Annotated in this window: 21 protein-coding genes and 1 tRNA gene; 15 read left to right on the top strand and 7 right to left on the bottom strand. The window is 69.4% G+C overall.

The window, feature by feature from the left end; genetic code table 11:
• Position 1: 1 nt before the first annotated feature.
• Positions 2-1,003: a lipoyl synthase gene (gene lipA, locus HNQ07_RS12690; RefSeq protein WP_184112339.1), complete on the top strand. Its 1,002-nt coding sequence runs from the start codon at positions 2-4 to the stop codon at positions 1,001-1,003.
• Here lipA and HNQ07_RS12685 read toward each other — a convergent pair.
• Complete coding sequence (locus HNQ07_RS12685; RefSeq protein WP_184112337.1) at positions 1,000-1,581, bottom strand: phosphotransferase-like protein; 582 nt, start codon at positions 1,579-1,581, stop codon at positions 1,000-1,002. The genes lipA and HNQ07_RS12685 overlap by 4 nt on opposite strands.
• A 262-nt stretch (positions 1,582-1,843) precedes the next feature.
• On the opposite strand from HNQ07_RS12685, the gene HNQ07_RS12680 reads away from it, so the two are divergent.
• Positions 1,844-3,001: a M28 family metallopeptidase gene (locus tag HNQ07_RS12680; RefSeq protein ID WP_184112335.1), complete on the top strand. Its 1,158-nt coding sequence runs from the start codon at positions 1,844-1,846 to the stop codon at positions 2,999-3,001.
• Between the two features lie 260 nt (positions 3,002-3,261).
• A complete protein-coding gene (locus tag HNQ07_RS12675) occupies positions 3,262-4,716 on the top strand; it encodes a DUF8370 family protein (RefSeq protein ID WP_184112333.1) in 1,455 nt (484 codons plus the stop codon).
• 159 nt (positions 4,717-4,875) lie between these two features.
• On the opposite strand, the gene HNQ07_RS12670 is transcribed toward HNQ07_RS12675, so the two are convergent.
• The 3 genes from HNQ07_RS12670 to HNQ07_RS12660 form a co-directional block, all read right to left on the bottom strand.
• Positions 4,876-4,952: transfer RNA gene (locus HNQ07_RS12670), tRNA-Ile, on the bottom strand.
• Between the two features lie 83 nt (positions 4,953-5,035).
• Entirely contained in the window at positions 5,036-6,166 is a 1,131-nt protein-coding gene (gene dgt, locus HNQ07_RS12665; protein ID WP_184112331.1) for a dGTP triphosphohydrolase, read from the bottom strand.
• A gap of 72 nt (positions 6,167-6,238) precedes the next feature.
• Positions 6,239-7,234: an aldo/keto reductase gene (locus HNQ07_RS12660; RefSeq protein ID WP_184112329.1), complete on the bottom strand. Its 996-nt coding sequence runs from the start codon at positions 7,232-7,234 to the stop codon at positions 6,239-6,241.
• A gap of 77 nt (positions 7,235-7,311) precedes the next feature.
• Here HNQ07_RS12660 and HNQ07_RS12655 point away from each other — a divergent pair, with 77 nt between their 5' ends.
• The 3 genes from HNQ07_RS12655 to HNQ07_RS12645 all read left to right on the top strand — a co-directional run bounded on the left by HNQ07_RS12655 (position 7,312) and on the right by HNQ07_RS12645 (position 11,810).
• Complete coding sequence (locus tag HNQ07_RS12655; protein WP_229831987.1) at positions 7,312-8,715, top strand: MDR family MFS transporter; 1,404 nt, start codon at positions 7,312-7,314, stop codon at positions 8,713-8,715.
• Positions 8,716-9,117: 402 nt separating this feature from the next.
• Positions 9,118-11,457, top strand: coding sequence for an ATP-dependent DNA helicase RecG (recG, locus tag HNQ07_RS12650; RefSeq protein ID WP_184112325.1), 2,340 nt, complete (start codon positions 9,118-9,120; stop codon positions 11,455-11,457).
• Positions 11,457-11,810: a DUF705 domain-containing protein gene (locus tag HNQ07_RS12645; RefSeq protein WP_184112323.1), complete on the top strand. Its 354-nt coding sequence runs from the start codon at positions 11,457-11,459 to the stop codon at positions 11,808-11,810. Before recG ends, HNQ07_RS12645 begins: the two co-directional genes overlap by 1 nt.
• Before the next feature lie 7 nt (positions 11,811-11,817).
• Here the strand turns inward: HNQ07_RS12645 and HNQ07_RS12640 are convergent, their stop codons facing one another.
• Entirely contained in the window at positions 11,818-14,106 is a 2,289-nt protein-coding gene (locus HNQ07_RS12640; RefSeq protein ID WP_229831989.1) for a VWA domain-containing protein, read from the bottom strand.
• A gap of 323 nt (positions 14,107-14,429) precedes the next feature.
• Here HNQ07_RS12640 and HNQ07_RS12635 point away from each other — a divergent pair, with 323 nt between their 5' ends.
• Positions 14,430-15,287, top strand: coding sequence for an SDR family oxidoreductase (locus HNQ07_RS12635; RefSeq protein ID WP_184112321.1), 858 nt, complete (start codon positions 14,430-14,432; stop codon positions 15,285-15,287).
• A gap of 25 nt (positions 15,288-15,312) precedes the next feature.
• Here HNQ07_RS12635 and HNQ07_RS12630 read toward each other — a convergent pair whose 3' ends face one another.
• Complete coding sequence (locus HNQ07_RS12630) at positions 15,313-16,212, bottom strand: hypothetical protein (protein ID WP_229831990.1); 900 nt, start codon at positions 16,210-16,212, stop codon at positions 15,313-15,315.
• Positions 16,209-16,763 (bottom strand): gamma carbonic anhydrase family protein, encoded by a 555-nt coding sequence (locus HNQ07_RS12625; RefSeq protein WP_184112319.1) that lies wholly within the window; start codon positions 16,761-16,763, stop codon positions 16,209-16,211. Before HNQ07_RS12625 ends, HNQ07_RS12630 begins: the two co-directional genes overlap by 4 nt.
• Before the next feature lie 297 nt (positions 16,764-17,060).
• Between HNQ07_RS12625 and HNQ07_RS12620 the strand changes: the two genes are divergently transcribed.
• From HNQ07_RS12620 to HNQ07_RS12585, 8 genes are all read left to right on the top strand, one after another.
• Positions 17,061-17,336: a cold-shock protein gene (locus HNQ07_RS12620; RefSeq protein ID WP_184112317.1), complete on the top strand. Its 276-nt coding sequence runs from the start codon at positions 17,061-17,063 to the stop codon at positions 17,334-17,336.
• Positions 17,337-17,512: 176 nt separating this feature from the next.
• Positions 17,513-18,685, top strand: a complete 1,173-nt coding sequence (locus HNQ07_RS12615) for a YjgN family protein (protein WP_184112315.1) — start codon at positions 17,513-17,515, stop codon at positions 18,683-18,685.
• Positions 18,685-19,752 carry a M48 family metallopeptidase gene (locus tag HNQ07_RS12610; protein ID WP_184112313.1) on the top strand — a complete coding sequence of 356 codons (1,068 nt, stop codon included), beginning with the start codon at positions 18,685-18,687 and terminating at the stop codon, positions 19,750-19,752. The genes HNQ07_RS12615 and HNQ07_RS12610 overlap by 1 nt, the downstream gene beginning before the upstream one ends.
• A 27-nt stretch (positions 19,753-19,779) precedes the next feature.
• Positions 19,780-20,370 carry an NADPH-dependent FMN reductase gene (locus tag HNQ07_RS12605; protein WP_184112311.1) on the top strand — a complete coding sequence of 197 codons (591 nt, stop codon included), beginning with the start codon at positions 19,780-19,782 and terminating at the stop codon, positions 20,368-20,370.
• Positions 20,358-21,110, top strand: coding sequence for an RluA family pseudouridine synthase (locus HNQ07_RS12600; RefSeq protein ID WP_184112309.1), 753 nt, complete (start codon positions 20,358-20,360; stop codon positions 21,108-21,110). Before HNQ07_RS12605 ends, HNQ07_RS12600 begins: the two co-directional genes overlap by 13 nt.
• A gap of 75 nt (positions 21,111-21,185) precedes the next feature.
• Positions 21,186-21,416, top strand: coding sequence for a FeoA family protein (locus HNQ07_RS12595; protein WP_184112307.1), 231 nt, complete (start codon positions 21,186-21,188; stop codon positions 21,414-21,416).
• Positions 21,413-23,644 carry a ferrous iron transport protein B gene (gene feoB, locus HNQ07_RS12590; RefSeq protein ID WP_184112305.1) on the top strand — a complete coding sequence of 744 codons (2,232 nt, stop codon included), beginning with the start codon at positions 21,413-21,415 and terminating at the stop codon, positions 23,642-23,644. The genes HNQ07_RS12595 and feoB overlap by 4 nt, the downstream gene beginning before the upstream one ends.
• On the top strand, positions 23,641-23,946 hold the full coding sequence (locus HNQ07_RS12585; RefSeq protein ID WP_229831992.1) for a helix-turn-helix domain-containing protein: 306 nt from the start codon (positions 23,641-23,643) through the stop codon (positions 23,944-23,946). Before feoB ends, HNQ07_RS12585 begins: the two co-directional genes overlap by 4 nt.
• Positions 23,947-23,972 lie beyond the last annotated feature (26 nt).

The raw sequence follows: 23,972 nt of genomic DNA, 5'->3' as shown, positions 1-23,972 counted from the left end.
CATGACCCACACCGACACCACCCCGCCTGAACAGGAAGCCAAGTTCGTCAAGAACGGCATCTACCGCAAGGACAGCGTCCGCGTGCGCGAGCAGAAACCCGAGTGGCTCAAGGTGACCATTCCCACCGGCGGCGTGTACGGCGAGGTGCGCAAGATCGTCAAGGAGCACCGCCTGCACACCGTGTGCGAGGAAGCGATGTGCCCCAACATCGGCGAGTGCTGGTCGCGCGGCACGGCCACCTTCATGCTGATGGGCCACATCTGCACCCGCGCGTGCCGCTTCTGCGCGGTGGACACCGGCAATCCCCTGGGCAAACTCGACCTGGACGAGCCCGCCCACGTGGCCCAGAGCGTGCAGCTGATGGCCCTGAAGTACGTGGTGCTGACCTCGGTGGACCGCGACGACCTGCCGGACGGCGGCGCGTACCACTTCGCCAAGACCGTGACCGCCATCAAGACGCTCAACCCCGACACGCGCGTGGAGGCCCTCACGCCGGACTTCGGCGGCAACACCCACTGCGTGGATCTGGTGCTGGACAGCGGCGTGGACACCTACGCGCAGAACCTGGAAACGGTGCGCCGCCTGACCCACCCCGTGCGCGACATCCGCGCCAGCTACGACCAGACCCTGGCCGTGCTGGCCCACGCCAAGCGGGCGCGGCCGGACGTGATCACCAAGACCAGCATCATGCTCGGGCTGGGCGAGACGCGCGAGGAGATCCGCGAGGCGATGCGCGACTGCCGCGCGGCCGGCGTGGACGTGCTGACCTTCGGGCAGTACCTGCGGCCCACCATGCACCACCTGCCGGTCGAGCGCTACGTGACGCCCGCCGAGTTCGACGAGATCCGCGCCGAGGGCATGGAACTGGGCTTCATGGAGGTCGTGTCCGGCCCGCTGGTGCGCAGCAGCTACAAGGCCGAGCAGATCGTGATGGACAAGCCGGGGAACCTCCCCGATCACCTCGCGCACCTGGACGCGGGCAGCGAACTCAGCCTGATCTAGCGCGCGGCCACGGCAGGGGGCGAGTCCGGGAAGGCGCGGGCCGCCCCCTCTCCCCTGTGTTCCCACGCGTGGACGACGCGCTGCACGTTGGCCTCCAGCGGGTCGGAGCATGACAGGTCGAGGTCGTACCCGGTGAAGGTGTGCACCGTCAGCGCGTCGCGCCGGGCGTCGCCCACGCCGCGGTCGCCGCGCGCCCGTTCGCGGCGTTCGAGTTCCTCGACGGGGCAGTGCAGACTGACCAGGAACACGTCGAAGCCGGCGAGCAGCGTCCGGAACTCCTGCCACATCTGCGGCGTCTCGGCGATGTAGTCCACGACGAGGTTGTTCCCTGCCGCGAGCAGGGCGGGCAGGCAGCGGTGGAAGCCCCCGAAGACCTGCGGACGGATCGCGTCCCACTCGCGCAGGCGGCCATCCGGCGTGCGCGGCAACACGTGGGGGCCGAACAGGAAGAAGTCCAGGCTGAAGTGCAGGAACGGCACGGGCAGCGCATCCCGCAGCGCGTGCGCGAGCGTGGACTTGCCCGCGCTGGACGCGCCGTTGATCAGGATCAGGGCGCCGCCAGGTGCGTCGGACGTCACCCGCACAGTCTGCCCCACCCCGCGCCCCGCACGCACCGGCCAGATGGCGCAGCGGGCCGTGCCGTCCCGGTCATCCGCGGGAAGGTGAGCACCCTGCCGGCCACGGACGCCATGCACGCGCAGCTTCCTGCGCTATGGCACGCCCATGCTGTCGCGGCCTGCATCCGCGCCGTCCTGAGCACAGGCGAACCCGCGTCAGTTCCACCCGGCCCAGTGCCACCTGAACCACGGTCATGCTCGCCGGCCCGTGCTGTACTCGGGCATGCGACACCTGAACCGGGCCGCGCTGCTGGCGCTGCTCACCCTGAGCGGAGCCGCCCACGCGACCCTGGAGAACGACGCTGGCACCCTCCTGCCCTATGGGCCGCGCGTGGCCGGCAGCCCCGCCAACGAGCAGGCCCGCACGTACCTGGAAGCGCAGTTCCGCGCCCTGGGCTACGACACGCGCCGCCAGAGCTTCACGTACAGCCGCTTCGACGACCTCGGCTCGGACGTGCAGGTCGCCGGGCAGACCCTCGCGGGCACCGCGCTTCAGGACTCGGCCGGCGGCACGGTGCAGGCCGCCGTGGTGCGCGTGCCCGGCACTGGCACCCCCGAGGACTTCGCCAGGGTGGACGTCCGGGGCAAGGTCGCGGTGGTCCAGCGCGGCCAGATTCCCTTCCTGCAAAAGGCGCAGAACGCCCTCGGCGCCGGCGCGACCGGGGTGGTCATCGTGAACAATGCCGCCGGGGACTTCCGCGGCACCCTTGGCCAGCGCACCGCCCTGCCCGTCCTGGGCGTCTCTCCCACGGCCGGTGAGGCGTTGAAGGACGGCGTGACCGTCACGCTGAACGTCCGCGTGCGCGAGGGCGACGTGACGGGCATCAACCTCATCGCGTCGCGCAGCGGCCAGCCGGGTTCCAGCGTCCTCTTCGGCGCGCACCTCGACTCCGTGCAGGGCGCGCCCGGCGCCAACGACAACCTCAGCGGCAGCCTGACCGTGCTGGAGATCGCCCGCCGAGCCGCCACCACGCCACTCGGGGGGCGCAGCACCTTCGTCCTGTTCGACGGCGAGGAAGACGGCCTGCTGGGCTCGCGCGCCTTCGTGAAGGACAACACCGCCATGGTGCAGGGACTGAAGGCCATGCTGAACTTCGACATGGTCGGCGTGAACGTCATGCCCCTGTCCATTTCCGGCACGCCCGCCCTGATGGACACCGCCCGCCGCGCCGGCCTGCCCACCGCCGGCTCCGACATCGGCCGCAGCGACCACGTGCCGTTCCGGGACGCGGGCGTGCCCGCCGCGATGTTCTACCGGGGCGAGGACGCGAATTACCACAAGCCCGGCGACACTGTGCTTGACCTGGGCCTGGTGCGAGAGACGGCAGACGTGGCCGTCACACTCGCAGACGCGGTGCTGAGCGCCACGCCCGCCAACTGAGCCACCCGAACGCAAAAGCCCCCGCCGAACGCGGGGGTTTTGTGGTGCGGATGCCCATATAGAGGATGAAGAGCGCACTCTTATCAGAAGGGTAATACATACACAACAACGGAAACACTGTCCTGCACAGTATATTTAACACATACTCCCAATGCAACTGTCGTGGGCATGTCACTTCTGCTCGCCTTGTTGCTGGGCAAGTGGTACACAGGGGCAGCGCCCAAGCCCGGTACGAATTAGTTCAACCAACTAGGAGACATATGAAGATAAGTCAGATCTTCAACCTAAATAAGTCTCAATTTGAGCTTGACTTTGTAGATGTTGACGTGTCAAGGGATACTCAGCTGTTTGTCGATCCTTATTATATCTCAGTTAGAACAGATCCGTGGTCTGTGGAGGCAAGCAGAACACTGCACAGTTTTTTTCAAAGAATTGTTTCACTACTCCACGCAGGTGATGTTAAACATGCCTTTTCAATATTCACAAATTTGAGCGAGCCGAACGAGACATCACTAGGGATGTCCAAAGGGATGCCTAGTGGTCGAGGAGCAGGCGAGGACAACATAAAAAGAATATTTGATCGCTTAGTAAAAAGCCGAGCAGTAGCCACCGGGATACTTGAAGATTTGGAAGACGTAAGATTGTTTGTACCAGGAGTGGACAAAGACAAAATATCCGACATGGCGACAAACATTATCCGTCGTCATCTCATTGAATATACACAGAATCAATGCAACTTATGGAGTATCCCTCTCCGATCAGAGGTAACGTCGGGGCCAATGTGGATTAGGGAGACCAACAGCTGGGAGCATGAACATACCGAAATGCTCGTTATTGAAGAGAGGAAGATTCTTTTGGTGCCGAAGGGAGTTGTATCATATGCAAATGCGTATTCAGGCCAGGAATATCACCGACACTTCGTCTTGAATTACCTTCAAGCCGAACATCTTCGCCTAGACAGCTTGTTAGTTCAGAGGAGGGTGAACAAGAAAGGAGGCGAACGACGCTGGGTCACCAAAAAGAGCATAATAGAGACCGGCGCAAGAGCAGATAAGGAGTACCTCGCAGACTTTACCTTGAGGCACCCCGAGGTCTTTGCAGACTTCAAGGCGAACGCGAAGAGGAAGACGCGCCCGTTAACTAATGAAGAATTAGGGGCCGAAATAGCGGACGTTAATGCCATTTTAGATCATCTGATTCAGAGGTTCGGACAAATACCCACTGGCAATGAACACGCTTCGGAATACCACAAAACCGTTGTAGCAACAATGGAAATCCTCTTCTATCCTCGCCTCACCTCACCTCAGGTTGAACGAAGAATTAATAGTGATAGGAAAAGAATCGACATCACATTTGATAACTCTGCCGATGCTGGGTTTTTCAAAATTATTCAGACGAAACATGATCTGCCGTGTCCTTACATAATAATAGAATGCAAAAATTACAAAAAGGATCTGGCAAATCCCGAGTTGGATCAACTGATTGGTCGCTTCTCGCCCAACAGGGGTAAGATGGGGTTTGCAATATGCAGATCTTTTGACTCGTTAGAAACTTTCATGGAAAGGTGTAGGGACACTTTTAGCGACAGTCGCAACCTGATTATACCCCTCACAGACGCAGATATGATTGCGATGCTTGAAGAAAAGAGAGGGGGAGAATCAGAACCAGGCGAAGCGTTATTACTGGACAAGTTACGGGATATTGTGCTCTCCTAAGCCCGAGGGTTTGGCAACTTTAGTGGAGACCATGTTTGCCCGTTGATAATGCGACTTATCGAGGGCCGCTCCTAGATCGCACTAAAAATGACACTCATGTCCACCCAACCACGTACCCGAAACGAAAGAACCCCGCGCTTGGCGGGGTCACTTCCTATGTGGTGCGGATGCCCAGACTTGAACTGGGGACCTCACGCTTATCAGGCGTGCGCTCTAACCAGCTGAGCTACACCCGCGCACCGTGGGCTGCCGTCCATGCGGACAGGCGGCAGTCAATGTAGCAGGGGGGCGGCGGGGTGTCAACGCTTGCGCGGCGGCCCTAGCGGGGCCACGGCACGCTGCCGGGCGGCGGGGCCAGGCCCGCGTGGATTTCCAGCGCGTAGCGGTCGGTCATGCCGGCCAGGTAGTCGCACACGGCGCGCTCCATGCCCCACGTGGCGGCCAGGTCGCGGTACTGCGGGGGCAGCATGCTGGGCCGGGCAAGCAGGGCGTGGAACAGGGTGGTCAGGACGCGGCTGGCCTGTTCGACCTGCATCTCCACGCGCCAGTGCCGGTACAGGTTGTCGCGCAGGAACTGGCCGGCGCCGCGCAGCAGGTCGCGGACGTGCGGGCTGTACGTGATGAGCGGGCCGGCATGAGCGCGGGCGGCGTGGGCGCTGGGCAGGGCGGCGCGTTGCAGCGCGGCGTCACTGGCCTCGCTGAGGTCCGTGATCAGCCACCCCAGCAGTTCACGGTGCAGGTGCCGGCGTTCCCGGTCGGAGATAGATGCGGCGTCCAGGCCGGCGCGGTCCGCGAGTTCCTGCCACAGGGGCAGGCCGGCGAGGTGAGCAGGCGTCAGCAGGCCGCTGCGCAGGCCGTCGTCGAGGTCGTGGGCGGTGTAGGCCAGGGCGTCGGCGGCGTCCACGACCTGCGCCTCCAGGCTGGCTGCCCCCAGTTCCGCGCGGTCGTGCTTGTTCAGACCGTCCAGCGTGTCCAGCGTGAGGTTCAGGCCGGGCGTGTCCGGGCGGCGGTACTCCAGCTGCGTGACGATGCGCCGCGCCTGGCCGTTGTGGTCGAAGCCGCCGTGACCGTCCATCAGGGCGTTCAGGACACGTTCCCCGGCGTGCCCGAAGGGCGGGTGCCCCAGGTCGTGCGCCAGGGCGACCGTCTCTGCCAGGGTCTCGTTCAGGCCCAGGGTCAGGGCGACGCTGCGGGCGACCTGCTGCACTTCCAGGGTGTGCGTCAGCCGGGTGCGGTAGTGGTCGCCGCTGGCGTTCAGGAACACCTGCGTCTTGGCTTCCAGGCGCCGGAACGCGGTGGTGTGCAGCACCCGGTCGCGGTCTTTCTGGAACGCGGTGCGGGTGGGGCTGCCCGGTTCCTCCGGGTGCTCGCGCGTGGCGTGGGCGCTGAGGGTGGCGTAGGGAGCGAGCGTGGCCGCCTCGCGGGCCTCGAGTTCAGCGCGGGTGACCATGCGGACAGTGTGGCAGAGCGCCGAGCGCGAAGGGCCGGACGAGGTCTCTCTCCGGCGCTGGCCCCCCGGCGCTCAGCTCTCGGCCGGCTGGTACCAGTTGCGGTCCCAGCGGTGCGCGTACAGCTTCTGCACCTGTCCGGCGGGGAGGCCCTGCCCGTCGGCCAGGGTGACGTTGCGCTCGACGTTGCGCACCGAGCGCATGCCCACGATCACGGTGCTGACGGCCGGGTGCGACAGGACGAAGCGCAGGCTGGTCTCGGCCAGCTGGTCCGTGCGGATGCCCAGGTCGCTCTCGATGGCGCGCAGGTGCTCCTGCAACTCGGTCTTGCGGGCACCGCCGAAGTAGCGGTTGCGCCAGTCGCCGTCCGGGAAGGTCGTGTCGGGCGTGATGGTCCCGGTCAGGCTGCCCTCGTCGAGCGCCACGCGGACGATCACACCCACGCCGTTCGCCGCGCAGGCGTCCAGCAGGCGGTCCTGCGGCGCCTGATCGAAGACGTTGTAGATCACCTGCACGGTCTCGACCACGCCCGCCTCGACCGCGCGCACCGCGTTGTCCGGCTGGTGGTCGTTGATGGAGATGCCGAAGGCGCGGATCTTGCCGTCGCGCTTCAGTTGCGCCACCGCGTCCTGCCAGTCGCCCTGCCCCAGCCACGAGTCGTTCCACACGTGGAGCTGCTGCACGTCGATGGTCTGGAGGCCCAGGCGTTCCAGGCTGGCCTCGGTCATGCGGATCACGTACTCGCCGGGGAACGCCTGCTCGGCGGTGGTGCCGGGCGCGGCGGGCCACTGCAGGTTCTTGGGGCTGACCTTCGTGGCGACCAGCGTGCCGGGGTGCTCGCGGACGACCTGCCCGACGAGGCGCTCGCTGTGCCCGCTCCCGTACCCCATGGCGGTGTCGATGAAGTTGCCGCCGAGTTCGACGTAGCGCCGCAGGGCGTCCAGGCTCTCGTCGTCCTGCGCACCCTTCCATGCGTCGGCCCCGATGCCCCACGCGCCGTAGCCGATCTCGCTGACGCTCATTCCGGTGCGGCCCAGGGGCCGCTGGTGCAGACGCGGTGTGGTGGTCATGCCTGGACTGTAACGATTCAGGGTGGATGAATCCAGTCGCTCAATCTTCACCGTGCCGCCGGGAGTACCCTGCGCGGGTGAGCGCGCCTGCCCCCGCACCCCTGCCCGCCATTTCGCCGCAGGTGCGCCAGTTCGCGACCGTCGGCCTCGTCATCGGGGTGTTCCTGGCGGCGCTGGAAGCCAGCGTGGTCGCCACCGCCATGCCCAGCGTGATCCGCGACCTGGGCGGCGAGAAGCTCTACGCCCTGCCCTTCGCGATCTACCTGCTGACCAGCACCGTGTCCAGCCCGCTGTGGGGCCGCGCGAGCGACATCGTGGGCCGCCGCCGCCTGTACCTGTGGGGCGTGGTGATCTTCCTGCTCGGGTCGGCGGCGTGCGGCCTGAGCCACAGCATGACCGCCCTGATCGCCGCCCGCGCGTTCCAGGGCCTGGGGGCCGGCGCGCTGCTGCCCCTGACGCTGACCATGATCGGCGAACTGTACACCCTGGCCGAGCGCAGCCGCGTGCAGAGCTTCATCTCCGGCGTGTGGGGCATCAGCGGTCTGCTCGGCCCGCTGCTGGGCGGGTGGCTGACGGGGGCGCTGTCGTGGCGCTGGACGTTCTACTCCAGCCTGCCCTTCGGCGTGGCCGCCCTGGTCATCGCCCTGCGCGCCCTGCCGGAGACCGGGCAGCCCCGCCCCGCCCGCCTCGACTGGCCCGGCGCGCTGCTGTTCACCGCCGGCAGCGGCCTGGTCGTGTGGGGCCTGGAACAGCGGCAGTGGGGGCTGGTCGGCGTGGGGGCGGTCGTGCTGGTCGCCGCCATCGTCGTCGAGCGCCGGCACAGCGACCCGCTGCTGCCCATGCGCGCCCTGCAAGACCGCCTGCCACGCATCTCCTTCGCCGGAAACCTGCTGGGCGGCGCCGCGTACTTCGGCGTGATCGCGTACCTGCCCCTGTACGCGCAGGGTGTGAGCGGCAGCCCCACCGCTGCCGGCGCGATCCTCACGCCCATGCTGGTCGGCTGGACGCTCACGGCCATCGTCACCGCGCGTCTGGTCAAGACCGTGCCGCTCGCCCGCATCGCCCAGGGCGGTTTCCTGGTGCTGGTCGTGATGTTCGCCGCCCTGACCCTGGCGGTGCACGCCCCGCTGTGGGTCACGAGCGCCCTGGGCTTCGCGGTCGGCACCGGCATGGGCTTCGCCATGCTCAGCCTGTTGCTGGCCGCCCAGGAAGCCTCCCCCCGGCACGAACTGGGGGCCGTCACCAGCGGCGTCCTGTTCGCCCGCCAGATGGGCGGCGCCCTGGGCGTGGCCCTGATGGCCCTGCTGATCGGCCCCGCCGCCATCGCCGCCGGCGGCTTCGCCCTGGCCGAGGGCCTGCGCCGCGCCTACGACCTCGCCCTGGGCCTCGTTGTCATCGCCTTCGCCCTCAGCCTCCTCCTGAAAGTCGTCCCCGCCAGCCAGAGCGGCCGGGCCAGCGAGCGGCCAGTGACGGCAGAATAAGAAGACCCCTAGCCCTGCCCTCTGCTTCGCAGGTCTTCGAGTTCGCGATACAGAAGAAAAAGGCGAGCCGGGCGAGTGGAGTCGGGGTCTATGGTCCCACGCGCTCCTTGCCCAATCTATCCATAGGAGAGAGAAGTTAAAAACCGAAGCGCCCACCCTGCCCCTGGCCGAAAGCCATCGTGCGCGCAGCGCGCGGGCGGTGACGGCGTAAAAGCCCGAGGCGAGCACACGGCCCCACGCCAACGAGACCCCGTGTCAGGCCAGCCTGAACGACGTGGCGACCACATGCCCAGCGCAGCGCTCTCCCCCTGCCCCTCTGGGGTAGGGGGCCGGGGGGTGGGGCAATCGGGCAACCTCACCTCACGGAACGCAGAACGCCCCCTCTGCTAGCCTGCACCCCAGATGGCGACCGTGGCGGAACTCCGGGAGAAGCTGCGGCGTCCGCTGAGCGCCGAGCTGGCCTCTGGCTGCCAGAACCGCGTGGTGGCAGGCGGCGTGGAAAAGCTGCTGGCGTCACCGCTGGGCAACCCCTTTCCACAGGTGCGCGAGGCCCTGCGCGGCTACGGCGAGTGGTCCGCGGACGCCCGTGAGGAGGCCCTCAAGGGCGCGCTGGCCCTGCTGTCGGACGGCAAGGAGAAGCCGGCAGCGGTCAAGGCCACGTCCCGTTCCGCCGTGCCCGCGGCTGCGCCGGGCGAGCGGTTACCCCCGGACGCGCCGGTGGAGCGCCTGAACACCGGGCCGGGCGGGGCCAGGAAACTCCAGTCGCTGGGGCTGCCCCTGCTGCGGGACGTGTTGCACGCGTACCCGCACCGTCATGAGGACCGCCGGGCACTGCCGGATCTGGCAGAGGTGGAAGAAGGCCAGAAGATCACGGTGGAGGGCCGCGTGGTGGCCAAGTCGCGCCGCTCGCCCCGGCCCGGCATGCTGGTGATCGACGTGACGCTGGAGACCCCGGCGGGCGGGCGCGTGAAGGCCACGTGGTTTAACCAGCCGTGGGTGGAAAAACAGCTCCGCGAGGGCGCGCGGCTGGTGCTGACGGGCCGCGTGAAGAAGTTCGGGCGCAGCGTGCAGCTCGGCGTGGAGCACCTGGAGACGGTGGACGGCGCGCAGGATTCGCTGAGCACCGGGCGGATCGTGGGCGTGTACGACACGCGCGAGGGCATCTCGCAGGAGTTCCTGCGCCGCGCGGCGCACCGGGCGCTGGAGACCGTGCCGCTGGACGACTACCTGCCCGCGCACTGGCGGCGGCAGTACGGCCTCACCGACCTGGGAGACGCGCTGTGGGGCATGCACTTCCCACAGGACGAGCAGCACCTGAGCCGCGCCAGCGCCCGGTTGCGTTTCGACGAATATCTGTTCCTGGAACTGCGCATGCTCCTGCAGGGCGAGGACGCCGTGCTGGAGGGCAAGCGCTTCAATGCCCGCAGCGACGACATCCACACCTTCGAATCGGCGCTGCCCTTCCGGTTCACGAACGCGCAGCGGCGGGTGCTGCTGGAGATCACCGACGACATGCGCTCCGACCGGCAGATGGCGCGGCTGGTGCAGGGCGACGTGGGCTCGGGCAAGACCGCTGTGGCCGCGTGCGCGCTGTACCTCGCAGTGCGGGACGGCTACCAGGGCGCGCTGATGGCCCCCACGGAGATCCTCGCGCGGCAGCATTACGCGAACCTGCTGGCGTACCTGGGGCCGCTGGACGTGCGGGTGGGCCTGCTGATCGGCGCGATGACGCCGAAGACGAAACTGGAGATGCAGGCCCGCATCGCGGAGGGCAGTGTGGACGTGGTGGTGGGCACGCAGGCGCTGATCCAGGAAAACGTGCGCTTCGACAACCTGGGCCTCGCGGTGGTGGACGAGGAGCACCGCTTTGGGGTACAGCAGCGCCGCAAGCTGCTGAGCGGGCGGCCGGACGTGCTGGTGATGTCCGCCACGCCCATTCCCCGCTCGCTGGCCCTGACTGCGTACGGCGACCTGGAACTGTCGATCATCGACGAGCTGCCGCCGGGCCGCACGCCGGTCGAGACGAAACTGATCCAGGACACCTTCCGCGCGCAGGCCTACGGCTTCGTGATGGGCCAGATCCGCGAGGGCCGGCAGGCGTTTGTGGTCACGTCCCTGATCGAGGAGAGCGACACCCTGGAACTGCTGGCGGCCACGCAGCTTGCCGACGACCTGAAGGTCATCCTGCCCGAGGCCCGGATTGACCTGCTGCACGGCAAGATGACGGCCGCCGAGAAGGACTTCGTGATGGAGAGCTTCCGGCGCCGGGAATTCGACATCCTGGTGTCCACCACCGTGATTGAGGTCGGCGTGGACGTCCCCAACGCCACCGTGATGGTCATCGAGAACGCCGAGCGCTTCGGCCTGAGCCAGCTTCACCAGCTTCGCGGGCGGGTCGGGCGCGGCAGCGCGAAGAGTTACTGCGTGCTGGTCGCCGGCGAGCACTCGCAGAAGACGCGCAAGCGGCTGAAGATCATCGAGGGCTCCACCGACGGTTTCGTGATCGCAGAGGCCGACCTGAAACTGCGCGGCCCCGGCGAACTGCGCGGCACCCGCCAGAGCGGGATTCCCGACCTGCGGCTGGCCGACCTCGCCAACGACACGCAGATCATCGAGCAGGCGCGGGAGCTGGCCAAGCACATCCTGGCCCACGACCCGAAGCTGGAGCACCCCAGATTGCAGTACCTGCGCAGCGAACTCCAGAACCGCTCGCAGAGCGTGGCCTTCCGGGAGGTGATCTGATGACCCCTCCCCCGCTCGTGGTCTACGTGGATGTGGACGAGACGCTGATACGCAATGCGGGCCGGGCACGGATTCCCATTCCGGCCGCCACCGGGCACGTGCGGGAGCTGGCGGCGCAGGGCGCGGACCTGTACTGCTGGAGTTCCGGCGGGGCCGCGTATGCCCGTGACAGCGCGCGTGAGGTCGGGCTGGAGGACGTGTTCACCGCGTTCCTGCCCAAGCCGCAGGTGCTGCTGGACGACCAGCCGGTGGGCACGTGGCGGCGGCTGGTGCAGGTGCATCCGCTGTCCTGCTCGGACGAAACGGTGAACACGTACCGGGCGGCCCTGTCGCGCGGCCGCCCGGAGCCGTGACTTCGGGTTACTTCGTGACCGTGAACGGCTGGCTGTAGAGCGTCGGGTTGGGGCTGGCCGCCTCGGTGGAGTAGCGCAGTTCGTACTCACCGGGCTCGTCGGGCAGACGCAGGGTCACGGGATTGCCGTCGCGGGTGTAGGTGTAGTTCAGGTACGACCCGACCGGCGCGCCTTTTTTGACGATGGTGACGTACTCGCCGGGGTTGTTCGGGCCAGTCCACTTAATCTGGATGGTGCTGCCGGCCTTGCCCTGCCTGGGGGCCGTGAAGCTGTACGTGCTGCTCTTGATCGTGAGGGGCACGGTGGCCAGGGTGGGGTTGGGACTCTGGCCCTCGGTGGAGTAGCGCAGCTCGTAGTCGCCGGGCTCGAACGGCACCTTGAGGCGGCCGGGATTGGCGTCTTTCGTGTAGAAGTACGTCGTGTACGTGCCGACCGGCGCGCCGGCCTTGACGATGGTGACGTAATCGCCAGGGTTGTTCGGCCCCGTCCACTTCACCTGGATCTCGCTGCCGGCGCTGGTGGTCGCGGGAGCGCTCAGGGTGTACGTGGTGCCGGTGAGTTTCAGGGGAACGCTGGCCAGGGTGGGGTTCGGGCTGCCGTGTTCGCTGGAATACCGCAGTTCGTAGTCGCCGGGGGCAGCAGGCGTTTTCAGGGTGCCGGGGTTGGCGTCCCTGGTGTAGAAGTACGAGGTGTACTGGCCGACCGGAGCGCCCTTGGGCACGATGGTGACGTAATCGCCGTCATTGTTCGGGCCGGTCCAGCGGACCTGGAGTTCGCTGCCCGCCACGGCGGTGGCCGGAGCCTCGAGCTTGTAGGTGGCGCTGCTCAGCTTGAGCGGCAGCGTCGCCAGGGTCCGGACGCTCTTGTCGTTGTTGTACCGCAGCTCGTAGTCGCCGGGCGTCAGGGGCAGCGACAGGGTGCCGGGGTTGGCGGCCCGGGTGTAGAAGTAGTCGGTGTACACGCCCACCTCGGCCCCCTTGGGCACGATGGTGACGTAGTCGCCGTCGTTGTTCGGCCCCTGCCACCGGACCTCGATCTTGCCGCCGGCCTGGGCCGTGCCCGGCGCGCTCAGGCTGGCGCCCTGGCGTTTGGGCGTGAAGGGCGCGCTGCGGCCGATGATGCGGGTGCTGCCGTCCGGGTTGGCGAGGTGATAGCGCGCCTCGTACACGCTCTCGTCGTCCGGGACGTTCAGGTCGAGGCTGCCGCTGGCGCCCTGCACATACGCCCAGTCGAGGTAGACGGGATCGGCGTCGGTCTTGCGGGCGATGGTGATCCAGTTCTTGGCGCCGGTGGGCGCGCCGCTGAAGGCCACCGTGACCTTGCCACCCGCGATGGGCGCGCCCGGCGTCACGGTCAGTGTCACGCCACTGGTCGGGGTGACGTCGAAGGTGAAGGTGTTTGCCGCGCCCACGCTGACGCTCAGGCCGCCGAAGGTCTGCGTGTCCGTGGCGGTCTTGACGGTCGCGGTATACGCGCCGGGAAGGACGTTGGCGCCGTAGATGCCACCGGAATTGTTCAGCAGCGTGCCCGCCGCGCCCGCGCTGCCGGTGAAGGTCACGGTGGGGCCGCTGGCGAGCGGCTGACCGCCGCTGGTGAGCGTCACGGTCACGGGAACCAGCGTCTGGGTGGGGGGCGCGACCGCCTGCACCGCCGTCCCGAGGGCCGACGCGAGTTCCGGCACCGAGCGGGCGTTCACGAAGGTGCCCACACCCGCGAAGGACGCCTGCGCCCGCGCGTCGAGGTCGATGCCGATGATCCGCAGGTCGACCTCGATGCCCCGGGATTTGAAGGCGGCCAGCGCAGCTTTCAGGTCGCCCCGGCAGGATTCCTGACCGTCGGTGACGAGCACGATCAGTTTGCGGCCCGCCCCGGTGGGGAAGTCGTTTGCCGCCTGCGTCAGCGAGTACGCGATGGGCGTGGCTCCCTTCGGCCGGGTCTGGTTGACCGTCTGGAGCAGGGTTGCGCGGTCCAGGCCCTGCATGGGCAGCGTCAGCACGCTGTCCTCGCACGCGCCGCTCTCGGAAGCGGTCGTGCGCGCGCCGTACAGGCGCAGGCCCACGTTCAGGTTCGGGTCGGCCGGCAGGCGCCCGATCAGGTCCGTCAGGACGGCCTGCGCGGCGGCGATGCGGGTCTGTCCGCCCTCCAGGCGCGTGAACATGCTGCCCGAGGCGTCCAGGATCAGCTCCACGTAGGCGGGGCCGCCCTGGGCGCCCGCCACGCCGCTGCCGAGCAGCGTGGTCAGGGCCAGGAAACGGAGCGCGCGCAGGGCGCGGGTGATGCGGTTCTCCATCGTCATCCCTCGGTTCCGGGGCTGCTGGCCGCCCCGACGCCCCCAGGAGAAGCGGCGCCGCGCCCCCCGGCGGGCCGCCGACTTCTCACACTGCGCCCATTGTGCCGCACGCGGCCTCCCCGGTTGGGGGCACGCCGAGCTGTGACAGGGGTGTCAGAGACGCGGAACTATCCTGACTCCATCAGCGCGAGACAACTCAACGCGGGCCGGGTGAAGTCCGCAGCGCAACGCGAGTCGGAGTCGAAACGCTCCGACTCTTTTCTTCGTGCCGTGCGGGTGTCGTGTGCTGCGGTACGGGCTGGAGCAGGGAGGCCCACTATGCTGGGCGCATGACGGGGACGGAGACGGGACGTATGGACGGCCGGGTCGTGCTGGTGACCGGCGCGACGAACGGCATCGGGCTGGAGACCGCGCGCGAACTCGTGCGGCGCGGCGCGCAGGTGACCATCATGGGCCGTGATCCGGAGCGCACGGCCCGGGTGGCGCGCGACATCGGCGCGGCCGGTACGCTGACCGCCGACCTGTCGGACCTGTCGCAGGTGCGCCGCGCCGCGGCCGAGTTCGCCGCCCGCTCGCAGCGGCTGGACGTGCTGGTCAACAACGCCGGGGCGCTGTTCACCACCCGGCAGGAGACGCGCGAGGGCATCGAGATGACGTGGGCCCTGAACCACCTCGCGCCGTTTTTGCTGACGCGCGAGCTGCGGCCGCTGCTGCACGCGGGCACCGCGCCGCGTGTGGTCACGGTGTCGTCCGGCGCGCACGCCATGGGCCACCTGCGCGTGGACGACCCGGAGTTCCGGCGGGGCTATTCGGGGTGGGCGGCGTACGCCCACAGCAAGCTGGCAAACATCCTGTTCACGCGGGAACTCGCGCGCCGCGACCCGTGGCTCACCGCGAACGCGCTGCATCCGGGCGTGGTCGCGTCCGGCTTCGGCGGGCACCAGGGCGGGCTGTTCAGCGCGCTGTACCGGGTGATCGACGCCTTCTCGCTCACGCCCGTGGAGGGCGCGCAGACGACCATCCACCTCGCGGCCGACCCGGTGACCGTGAGCGGGCGCTACTTCGTGAAGTCGCGCGAGGCGGCGCCGGCCCCTCAGGCCCTTGACGACGGCGCGGCCCTGCGCCTGTGGCAGCTCAGCGAGGCGCAGGTGAACGAGGTGCTGGGCGAGACGGTGGTGGGCGGGTAGACCGCGCTGGACGCCCAGAGCGGGCTCAGGCTTCCTTGATGCAACCGGTCTTCAGGAAGTCCTGGATCATGGGTTCCAGGTCGTGCAGGGCCACGTCGCTGCGCATGGCGTACTCGGCGGGCGTGTTCTTGTCGCCCAGCGCCCGCAGGAACGCCAGACCGCCGGTGCCGTGCTGCATCCGGAAACCCTGGTGCACGTCGGTGATGGCGTTCAGGGCGTCCTTGCCGCGCAGGGTCAGCGCGTAGTGGTGGTGCGCCCAGCCGGCCAGGCTGCGCGGCAGGATCAGGGTCTGTGGGCGCAGCGGCGCGGGGAACGCGCCCTCGTAGGGCAGCGTGGCGGGCATGGTGGCCACGATCTCGCCGCGTACGTAGAAGATCGCCCCGGTCGGGCGGGCATGCAGGCCGGTGAAGTCCTCGGTCAGGTTGAACTTCCACGCGCGAGACCCGATGCCGCTCAGGACGTGCGCGTAGTTCTGCGACAGCGGGTGCGCGCTGAGAGAGGCGCCCTGCTCATACAGGTTCAGCAGTTCGCCCAGCGCCTGCTCGCCGGTGGCGCTCGCGGCGGCGGCCGTGACGGTGCGGCCCTCGTACAGCAGCACGTACGCACTCTGGTCACCCAGGACGGCGTGCAGGTACCCGAACCACGAGTGCTCGTGCAGGTACTTCAAGAAGGCGTGCAGGTCGCAGAAGTTCTGGTTCAGGCCCGCGTGGGTGGCCGCGGATTCCGGCAGGAAGCGCGCCAGGAAGGGCGCGGCGCCGTGGAACATCGGCTTGAGTTCCGGGATCAGCTCGGCGAGTTCCTCGGCCCCGTCGGCGGCGTGCAGGTCGTGCGCAGACGTGGCCGCGCCGCTCAGGGCATCGACCGGGCCGGGCAGATGGACGACGTCCGCGTCGTCGGGGCGGGAGGGGCGCAGGTCGTCGTTCACACGCCCTCCAGCAGGCCGGCCCGCAGGGCAGGCTCGTCCGGAGCGTCGTCCACGCGGCGCAGCCCGGCGCGGAAGCGCTGACCGTTGTCCACGTAGCGGGCGGCGTTGCCGGTGCTGGGCGCGGGCCGCACCACCCGGGCAGGCACCCCCACGGCCAGCATGCCGTCCGGGACATGAGCACCCTCGGGCAGCACCGCGCCCGCGCCGAGCACGGCCCCGGCGCCCAGGCTGCTGCCGCTGAGCATCACGGCGCCCATGCCGACCAGGCTGCCAGGCCCGCAGGTGGCCCCGTGCACGATGGCGCGGTGGCCGACGGTCACGTGCTCATCCAGCGTGCACGGCCAGCCGGCGTCGGTGTGCAGCACCGCTCCGTCCTGCACGTTGCTGCCCGCGCCGACCGTGATGGCCTCCAGGTCTCCGCGCAGCACCGCGCCGAACCACACGCTCGCCTGCGCGTCCACCCGCACGCGGCCGATCAGGTCGGCGCTGGGCGCGATGAACGCGGTGGGGTGAATGTCGGGGACGTACCCCTCCAGGGCGTAGCGCGGCATGCCTTCCTCCGGGGGCTGCGTCCATGTGGGGCCGGAAACCCGGCGGGCGGGAGGCGTCCAGCACGGCGCAGCAGGGTGAACTTGCGCTAAAGGGTATCACGCGCTCTTCGCCGGTGGAACGCAGCTGATCCGCGCCCGCCGGGGGCACCCCGCGCGCGTCCTGACCGGGCGTGGATGTGGTGGTAGACACCGGGCGGAACATGCGATACTACCCGGGTCTCAAGTCACGCGCCATCTCGTGGTTTCAGCCCAGAGGGCGGATAACCGGGCAGCGGTCTTGGAGATGCAAGGAGAGTTATGGCTCAAGGTCGAGTGAAGTGGTTCAACGTCGAGAAGGGCTACGGGTTCATCGAACACCCCGGCAACCCTGACGTTTTCGTGCACTACAGCGCCATCCAGAGCGGCGGCTTCCGCAAGCTCAACGAGGGCGACGAGGTCGAGTTCGAGGTCGAGGCCGGCCAGGGCAACAAGGGTCCCCAGGCCAAGAACGTGGTCGTCACGAACGCCGCGCCCGCACCGATGGGTGGCGGCAGCTCGATGGGCGGCAACCGCGGCGGCGGCAGCCGCTGGTAAGCGCCATGTGACCCGGCAGGTTTCCTGCCACGGTCGCCAACTACTCCAGTGTTCGGGCGGGGGCCTGCGGGCCACCCGCCCTTGTCGTGGCTCCGGGGGTCCGCAGCCGCACGCCCCCCTCCAGGGGCACGGTCAGGTGCGCTGCACATGGCACCGTCCGTCCGTACCATGGGGGCATGACGGACCTGCCGGCCGCCACTCCCCCCACTCCCGCAGACGACCCGACCGGCTCGCCGTACGGCCGCCACGTGGGTCTGCGGCCCGCCCTGGACGCCGCCGGGACGCCTGCGACGCCGACCGTCACGGAGTACCCGGTGTCGTTCACAGGCCGCGCCGACGAGTATTTCCGGATCTGGATCGTGAACGTGGCGCTGACCATCGTGACGCTGGGGGTGTACCTGCCGTGGGCACGCGTGCGCACCCGGCAGTACTTCTACGGGCATGTGTGGGTGGACGGGCAGAACTTCGAGTACCGCGCCAACCCGGTCGCGCTGCTGCGCGGGTACGTGCTGGTGGGCACGCTGTTCCTGGGGTACACGCTGTCCACCCAGTTCCAGAAGTACTGGATCGCCGTGCCGCTGCTGCTGGCGTACGTGCTGCTGTACCCGTGGCTGGTCCGGCAGTCGCTGCGCTTCCAGGCGGCGAACACCGTGCACCGGGGCCTGCGCTTCCGCTTCTCGGGCACCGTGAAGGCCGCGTACGTGGCGTACGGCGCGGCAAACATCCTGGCGTCGATCGGGGGGATCTTCGCGCTGCCGTGGGCGTGGTTCATGCAGCGCCGCTACCAGCTGGACCACGTGGAGTACGGCACCGCGCGCGGGCACTTCCGGGGCGACGTGGCGCCCTTCTACGTGATCGCCGTGACGGCCGTGGGGATCGGCATCGGCCTGGCCATCGCCGTGGCGCTGCCCGTGACGGCTGTGCTGTTCGGCACCTCGGCCCTGGACAGCGGCTCGCTGGACGACCTGAAGACAACCGGACTGCTGGCCGGCATCATCGCGGCGTATGTGGCGTTCATCCTGCTGTACACGGTGCTGTGGCAGTACGTGCGCGCCGCGACCATGGCCTACGTGCTGAACCACGCCGAGCTGGGCGGCGTGGTGCGTACCCGCGCGACCTTCCGGCCGTGGCGGCTGGTGTGGATCGGCGTGACGAACGCGCTGGCGACCGTGGTCACGCTGGGGCTGGCGACGCCGTGGGCCGCGATCCGCCGCACGAAGTACGTGATGGAGGGCGTCCAGGTGCGGGCGATTGCGCCCCTGGACGACTTCGCGGCCGGCAGTGCCGAGCGGCCCTCGGCGCTGGGTGAGGCGGCGACCGAGCTGCTGGACATCCAGGTGGGCTTCTGATGACCGGCGACGCGGTGCCCGGCGTGTACTTCGATGGCCGCCGCAGCCGCGACTACCCCGCCACCCTGACCCTGGGCGAGCAGGGCGTGACCCTGAGCGTGCCGGACCTGGGCCTGACGCGGGTGTGGAGCGCGGCGGACGTGAGCGTCGACCCGGCCATTCCGGGCGTGCGCCGGGTGGTGAAGTTCTCGGACGGCGGGCGCTACGAGACGGCGCAGGACGCCGCGCTCAGTGCGTGGGAACGCCACACCGGGCGCAACCGCGCGCTGAGCGGCGTGCGCTGGCTGGAATCCCGCTGGACGGCTGCGCTGGGCGCGCTGGTGCTGGCGGTGCTCGCGGTGGCGGCCTTCATCGCCTTCGGGCTGCCCGCGCTGGCGCAGCAGGCGGCGGCCGTCACGCCGCGCAGCGTTCTGGCGGCCTTCGACCGCGAGACGCTGAAGGTGCTGTCCAGCGGGGACTACGTCGGCCCGACGCGGCTCAGCGCCGAGCGGCAGGCGCAGCTCCATCGCGAATTCCGGGACGTGGCCGTGTGGGCGGGCGGCGGCTATCCGTATACCCTGCTGCTGCGCAACGGCGAGCCGGGCGGCGAGGGCAGCGGCATCGGCGCGAACGCCTTCGCGCTGCCGGGCGGCACGGTGGTCATGACGGACCAGCTCGTCGCGCTGGCCCGCAGCGACCGCGAGCTGATGGGCGTGCTGGCCCACGAGACCGGGCACGTCACGCACCGGCATGGCCTTGCGGGCGTGTACCAGGGCCTGGGCCTGACGCTGGTCTCGACGGTGCTGACGGGCGACCTGGTGTCGGCCAGCACCTTCGCCGCCGCCGTGCCGGCCGCCCTGCTGCGCGGCGGGTACTCGCGCGCGGCCGAGACGCAGGCCGACGAGGTCGCCGGGCACTACATGCTGCAGCGCTACGCCAGCACCCGGCCCCTGCAGGACATCCTGGCGCGGCTGGAGAGCCAGGACGGGGACGAATCGCCCAGCGTGTTCGACCTGCTGCGCTCGCACCCGGGCACGCCGCAGCGCATCGAGCACCTGAAGGCCATGCAGCGCGCCGCGCTGCCGTGATGGGGCGGAGCACGCTACCCTGCGGGCGTGAAGTTCACGGTGATCGCCACCAGCTTCGACCCGGACAGCCGCAGCGCGTGGCTGTGCGCCCTGGCAGCCCGGCAACTCGCCGCGCAGGGCCATGACGTCACGCACCTCGACCTGCGCGACACGCCGCTGCCGACGTTCGACAACGTGCAGGGGCCGGGCGGGTGCTACGACCACCCGAACGCCGCGCGGTACCACCGGGCCATTGCCGACGCAGACGGCGTGCTGCTGGGCGTGCCCGTGTACAACTGGGGACTGGGCTCCGGCGCCAAGGCCCTGGTGGAACTCACCGGCAGCAGCGACGACCTGCGCGGCCTGCACGGCGCGTGGTTCGACAAGCCCGTGACCTTCCTGGTGTCGGGCGGGCTGGACCACGGTTACCTGAGCCACGGGGCCTTCGCGTTCGGCCTGATGGTGGATTTCCGCTGCGTGGTGAACCCGCACTTCGTGTACGCGACCTCGGCGCACTGGGACGCCCCGGAGGTGCCGGGCACGTGGCTCGCGGAGCGTCTGGAGCGCACCGTGGACCGGGCGACCGACCTCGCCGCGCGCCTGAGGGGCCGCGAGTACCGGAGCGCATGGGAGATCTGACGGTCACGCCCCGGCCGCCCACGGACGTCCCGCGCGTGGTGCTGGAACACCCGGACTTCTACGTGGTGCACAAGCCCGCGCTGTGGCTCACGCATCCCGTGCACGCGCGCGTCGAGGTGCCGGACGTCGTGACGTACATGCAGCGCGAGACGGGCGAACCGGACCTGTCGCCCCCGCACCGCCTCGACCGCGAGACGAGCGGCGCCCAGGTGCTGTCGCGCGACACGGACGCCGCCCGGCGCTTTTACACGCTGTTCAAGCAGCATCTGGTCGGCAAGACGTATGTCGCCATCGTGCACGGCACGCCGCCGTGGGAGCGGCGCACCGTGGACGCCCCGCTGGGCGACGTGGGCCTGGGCGGCGCGAACCGCGTGGTGATCCGGCAGGGCGCGGTGCCGGACGGCCGGCCCGCCGTCACGGAGTTCCGGGTGCTGGAGCGCCGCGCCGGGCACGCGCTGCTCGAGGCGTATCCGCGCACCGGGCGCCTGCACCAGATCCGCGCGCACCTGTCGCACGTGGGCCTGCCGATGGTCGGGGACAAGATCTACGGCCGCGACCCGGACGTGTTCCTGGAGTTCATGCAGACCGGCCAGACGCCGGAGCTCACCGCGCGGCTGGGCCTGGGACGGCAGGCCCTGCACGCGGCCCGCCTCGCCTTCCCGTGGGACGGCGCGCAGGTCGTGGCCGAACTTCCCCTGGCGCCGGACCTGCAGGCGTACTGGGACGCGCTGGGCAGCTGACCCGAGCGCCGGCTACTCAAGTCCCTTGTATCCAGCCCTAATCCGACTATCCTGATCGGGTATAGGGAGAGCGGTATGGACGAACGCACACTGGATCAACTCGGGCCGGGCGAGACCGCGCACGTCGTGGCCCTCGACCCGCGCCATCCGCTGCGGCGGCGGCTGCTGGAACTGGGCTTCGTGCGCGGGGCGCCCGTGACCGTGGTCAGGCGCGCCCCCATGGGCGATCCGCTGGAACTGCGCGTGAACGGCACGGACCTCGCGCTGCGCGCCGCGGACCTGCGCGGCATCCGGGTGCGCGGATGAGCGCGCCCACCCTGCCGGTCCCCAGCACGTCCCTGATCCCGGACGAGGCGGCGTGCGTCTCCACGCTGGAACGCCTGCGGGCTGCGCACGAGCCAAGGGTCGTGGTGGTCGGGAATCCGAACGTCGGCAAGACCACGCTGATCAACGCGGTGGCGGGCACGCGCCTGAAGGTGGGCAACTGGGGCGGCGTGACCATCGAGAAGCGCGAGGCGCGTCTCACGCACTCGGGCCGCAGCGTGTACCTGCTCGACCTGCCCGGCGCGTACTCGCTGAGTCCGCATACGCCGGAAGAACTCATCGCCCGCACGGCCCTGCTGGACGAAGCGCCGGACGCGGTCCTGAACGTGCTGGACGCTGGGAACCTGGAACGCAACCTGTACCTGACCTTGCAGCTGATGGACTTCCAGCTGCCGGTCGCGGTCGCCCTGAACCTGGTGGACGAGGCGAAGGACAAGGGCCTGACGGTGGACGCCCGGGCGCTGTCGCGGGCGCTGGGCGTGCCGGTCGTGGAGACGGTGGCGAGCCGCAGCACCGGCACCGCCGACGTCCTGGGCCGCGTGCTGGGCGAGGCGACGCTGGGCATCGGCGTGCGCTACCCGAAGGCGATCGAGGACGCCGTGGCTGACCTGAGCAGCCGCATGCGGGCGCTGCCGACCCTGCCGCCGCACGCGCACCGCTACCTGGCGCTGGCGCTGCTGGAGGGCGACCCCTCGGTGCGGGGGCGGCTGGCGGCCACGGGGCACCGGGCGCTGCTGGACGCGGCCGACACTCACCTGCGCGCGCTGGACGCGGCCGGACTGGACGCCCTGATCGATATCGCGGAGGCGCGCTACGCGCGGGCCGGGGACCTGGCGCGGGTGGCAGTGCCGAAGGCCGAGTCGCGCCGCACGCTGTCCGAGCGCATCGACACGGTGGCGCTGCACCCGTGGCTGGGCATCCCGATCTTCCTGGCGCTGGTGCTGCTGGTGTTCCGCCTGACCTTCAGCGTGGCCTCGCCGTTCGTGGACCTGATCGGCGGGCCGCTGCAGGACACGCTGAGCGGATGGGCCGCCGCGCTGCTGGCGTGGTTCCCGCTGGGGCGCGACCTGGTGGTCGGCGCGATCATCCCCGGCGTGGGCACGGTGCTGAGTTTCCTGCCGACCCTGCTGGTGCTGTACCTCGCCATGAGTTTCCTGGAGGACAGCGGGTACATGGCCCGCGCGGCGTTCCTGATGGACCGCGGCATGCGCTCCGTGGGGCTGGACGGCCGGGCGTTCATTCCGCTGGTGCTGGGCTTCGGGTGCAACGTGCCGGCGGTGTACGCCACGCGCACGCTGGAACGCGCCAGCGACCGGGTGCTGGTGGGCATGATCCTGCCGTTCATGAGCTGCTCGGCGCGGCTGCCGGTGTACGTGATCTTCGCCGCGGCGCTGTTCCCGCGCCAGGGCAGCACGCTGGTGTGGGCGCTGTACGTGCTGGGCATGCTGGTCGCCTTCGCGTTCGCGCTGGTGCTGCGCCGCACGTCCCTGCCCGCCGAGGGCGGCGGGGTGCTGCTGGAACTCCCGCCGTACCGCTTCCCGGCGTGGAAGGTGCTGTGGAAGCACGCCGCGCGCCGCACCGCGAGCTTCGCCAGGCGGGCGCGCACCACCGTCATGGCGACTGTCGCGGTCGTATGGGTGCTGCTGGCCATTCCCATGGTGCGCGGCCAGAGTTTCGCCACCATGCCGCCCCAGGACAGCCTGTTCGGCACCGTCAGCCGCGCGGTGTCGCCGGTCTTCGCGCCTCTGGGCTTCGGGAACTGGCAGGCGACCGGCGCGCTGGTGCCGGGCTTCATTGCCAAGGAGGTCGTGGTGGGCACGCTGGGGCAGATCTACCTGGGCGAGCAGGCCGCCGCACCCAAAGCGCTGGGCGTGGTGGACGGCGCCGTGAAGGCCGCGACCGCCACGTGGGACGCCGTGAAGGCCAGTGTGGCCGCCCTGCCGACCGTGATCGCGCTGCCGCAGCTGGGCACGGATACCACGGCGGACGCTCAGTCCCCACTGGCCGCCGCGCTGGCCCGCGCGTTCACGCCCGCCGCCGGACTGGCGTATCTGGTGTTCGTCCTGCTGTACACGCCGTGCATCGCCACGGTGGGCGCCATGGCGCAGGAATATGGGCGCCGGGTCGCATGGACCACCGTGGCGTACCAGCTCGCGACCGCGTGGGTGGCGGCCTTCGTGGTGTACCAGGTCGCGTCGAGGCTGCTGTGAGGGCGCTGGCGTCTCCTCCCCCACTGGCGCGGATTCTGGGCGCGGTGGCGCTCACGCCGCGCACCCCGGCCGAACTGGCCCGCGACCTCGGCAGCACCGAGGCGGCCCTGGCCGGCATGCTCACCACGCTGCACGCCGGCGGGTACGTGCAGGAGGCTGCGCCGGAGCAGGGCGCGTGCGCGTGCGGGCCGTGCTCGCTCAAGAGCGTGTGCCGCAACGCGGACGGCGCGGCGCCCACGCTGTCGTTGCTGCGGCTCACGCCGCGCGGCGAGGCGTACCTCGCGCGGCACACCGCCGGCTGACCGGCGGCGTGGGGTCCGGCCCGTAT

The sequence above is a fragment of the Deinococcus metalli genome, from assembly GCF_014201805.1.
GTDB classification, from domain to species: Bacteria; Deinococcota; Deinococci; order Deinococcales; family Deinococcaceae; genus Deinococcus; species Deinococcus metalli.
The sequence above is the reverse complement of the archived record's forward strand: the minus strand, read 5'-3'. Positions and strand labels throughout refer to the sequence as shown.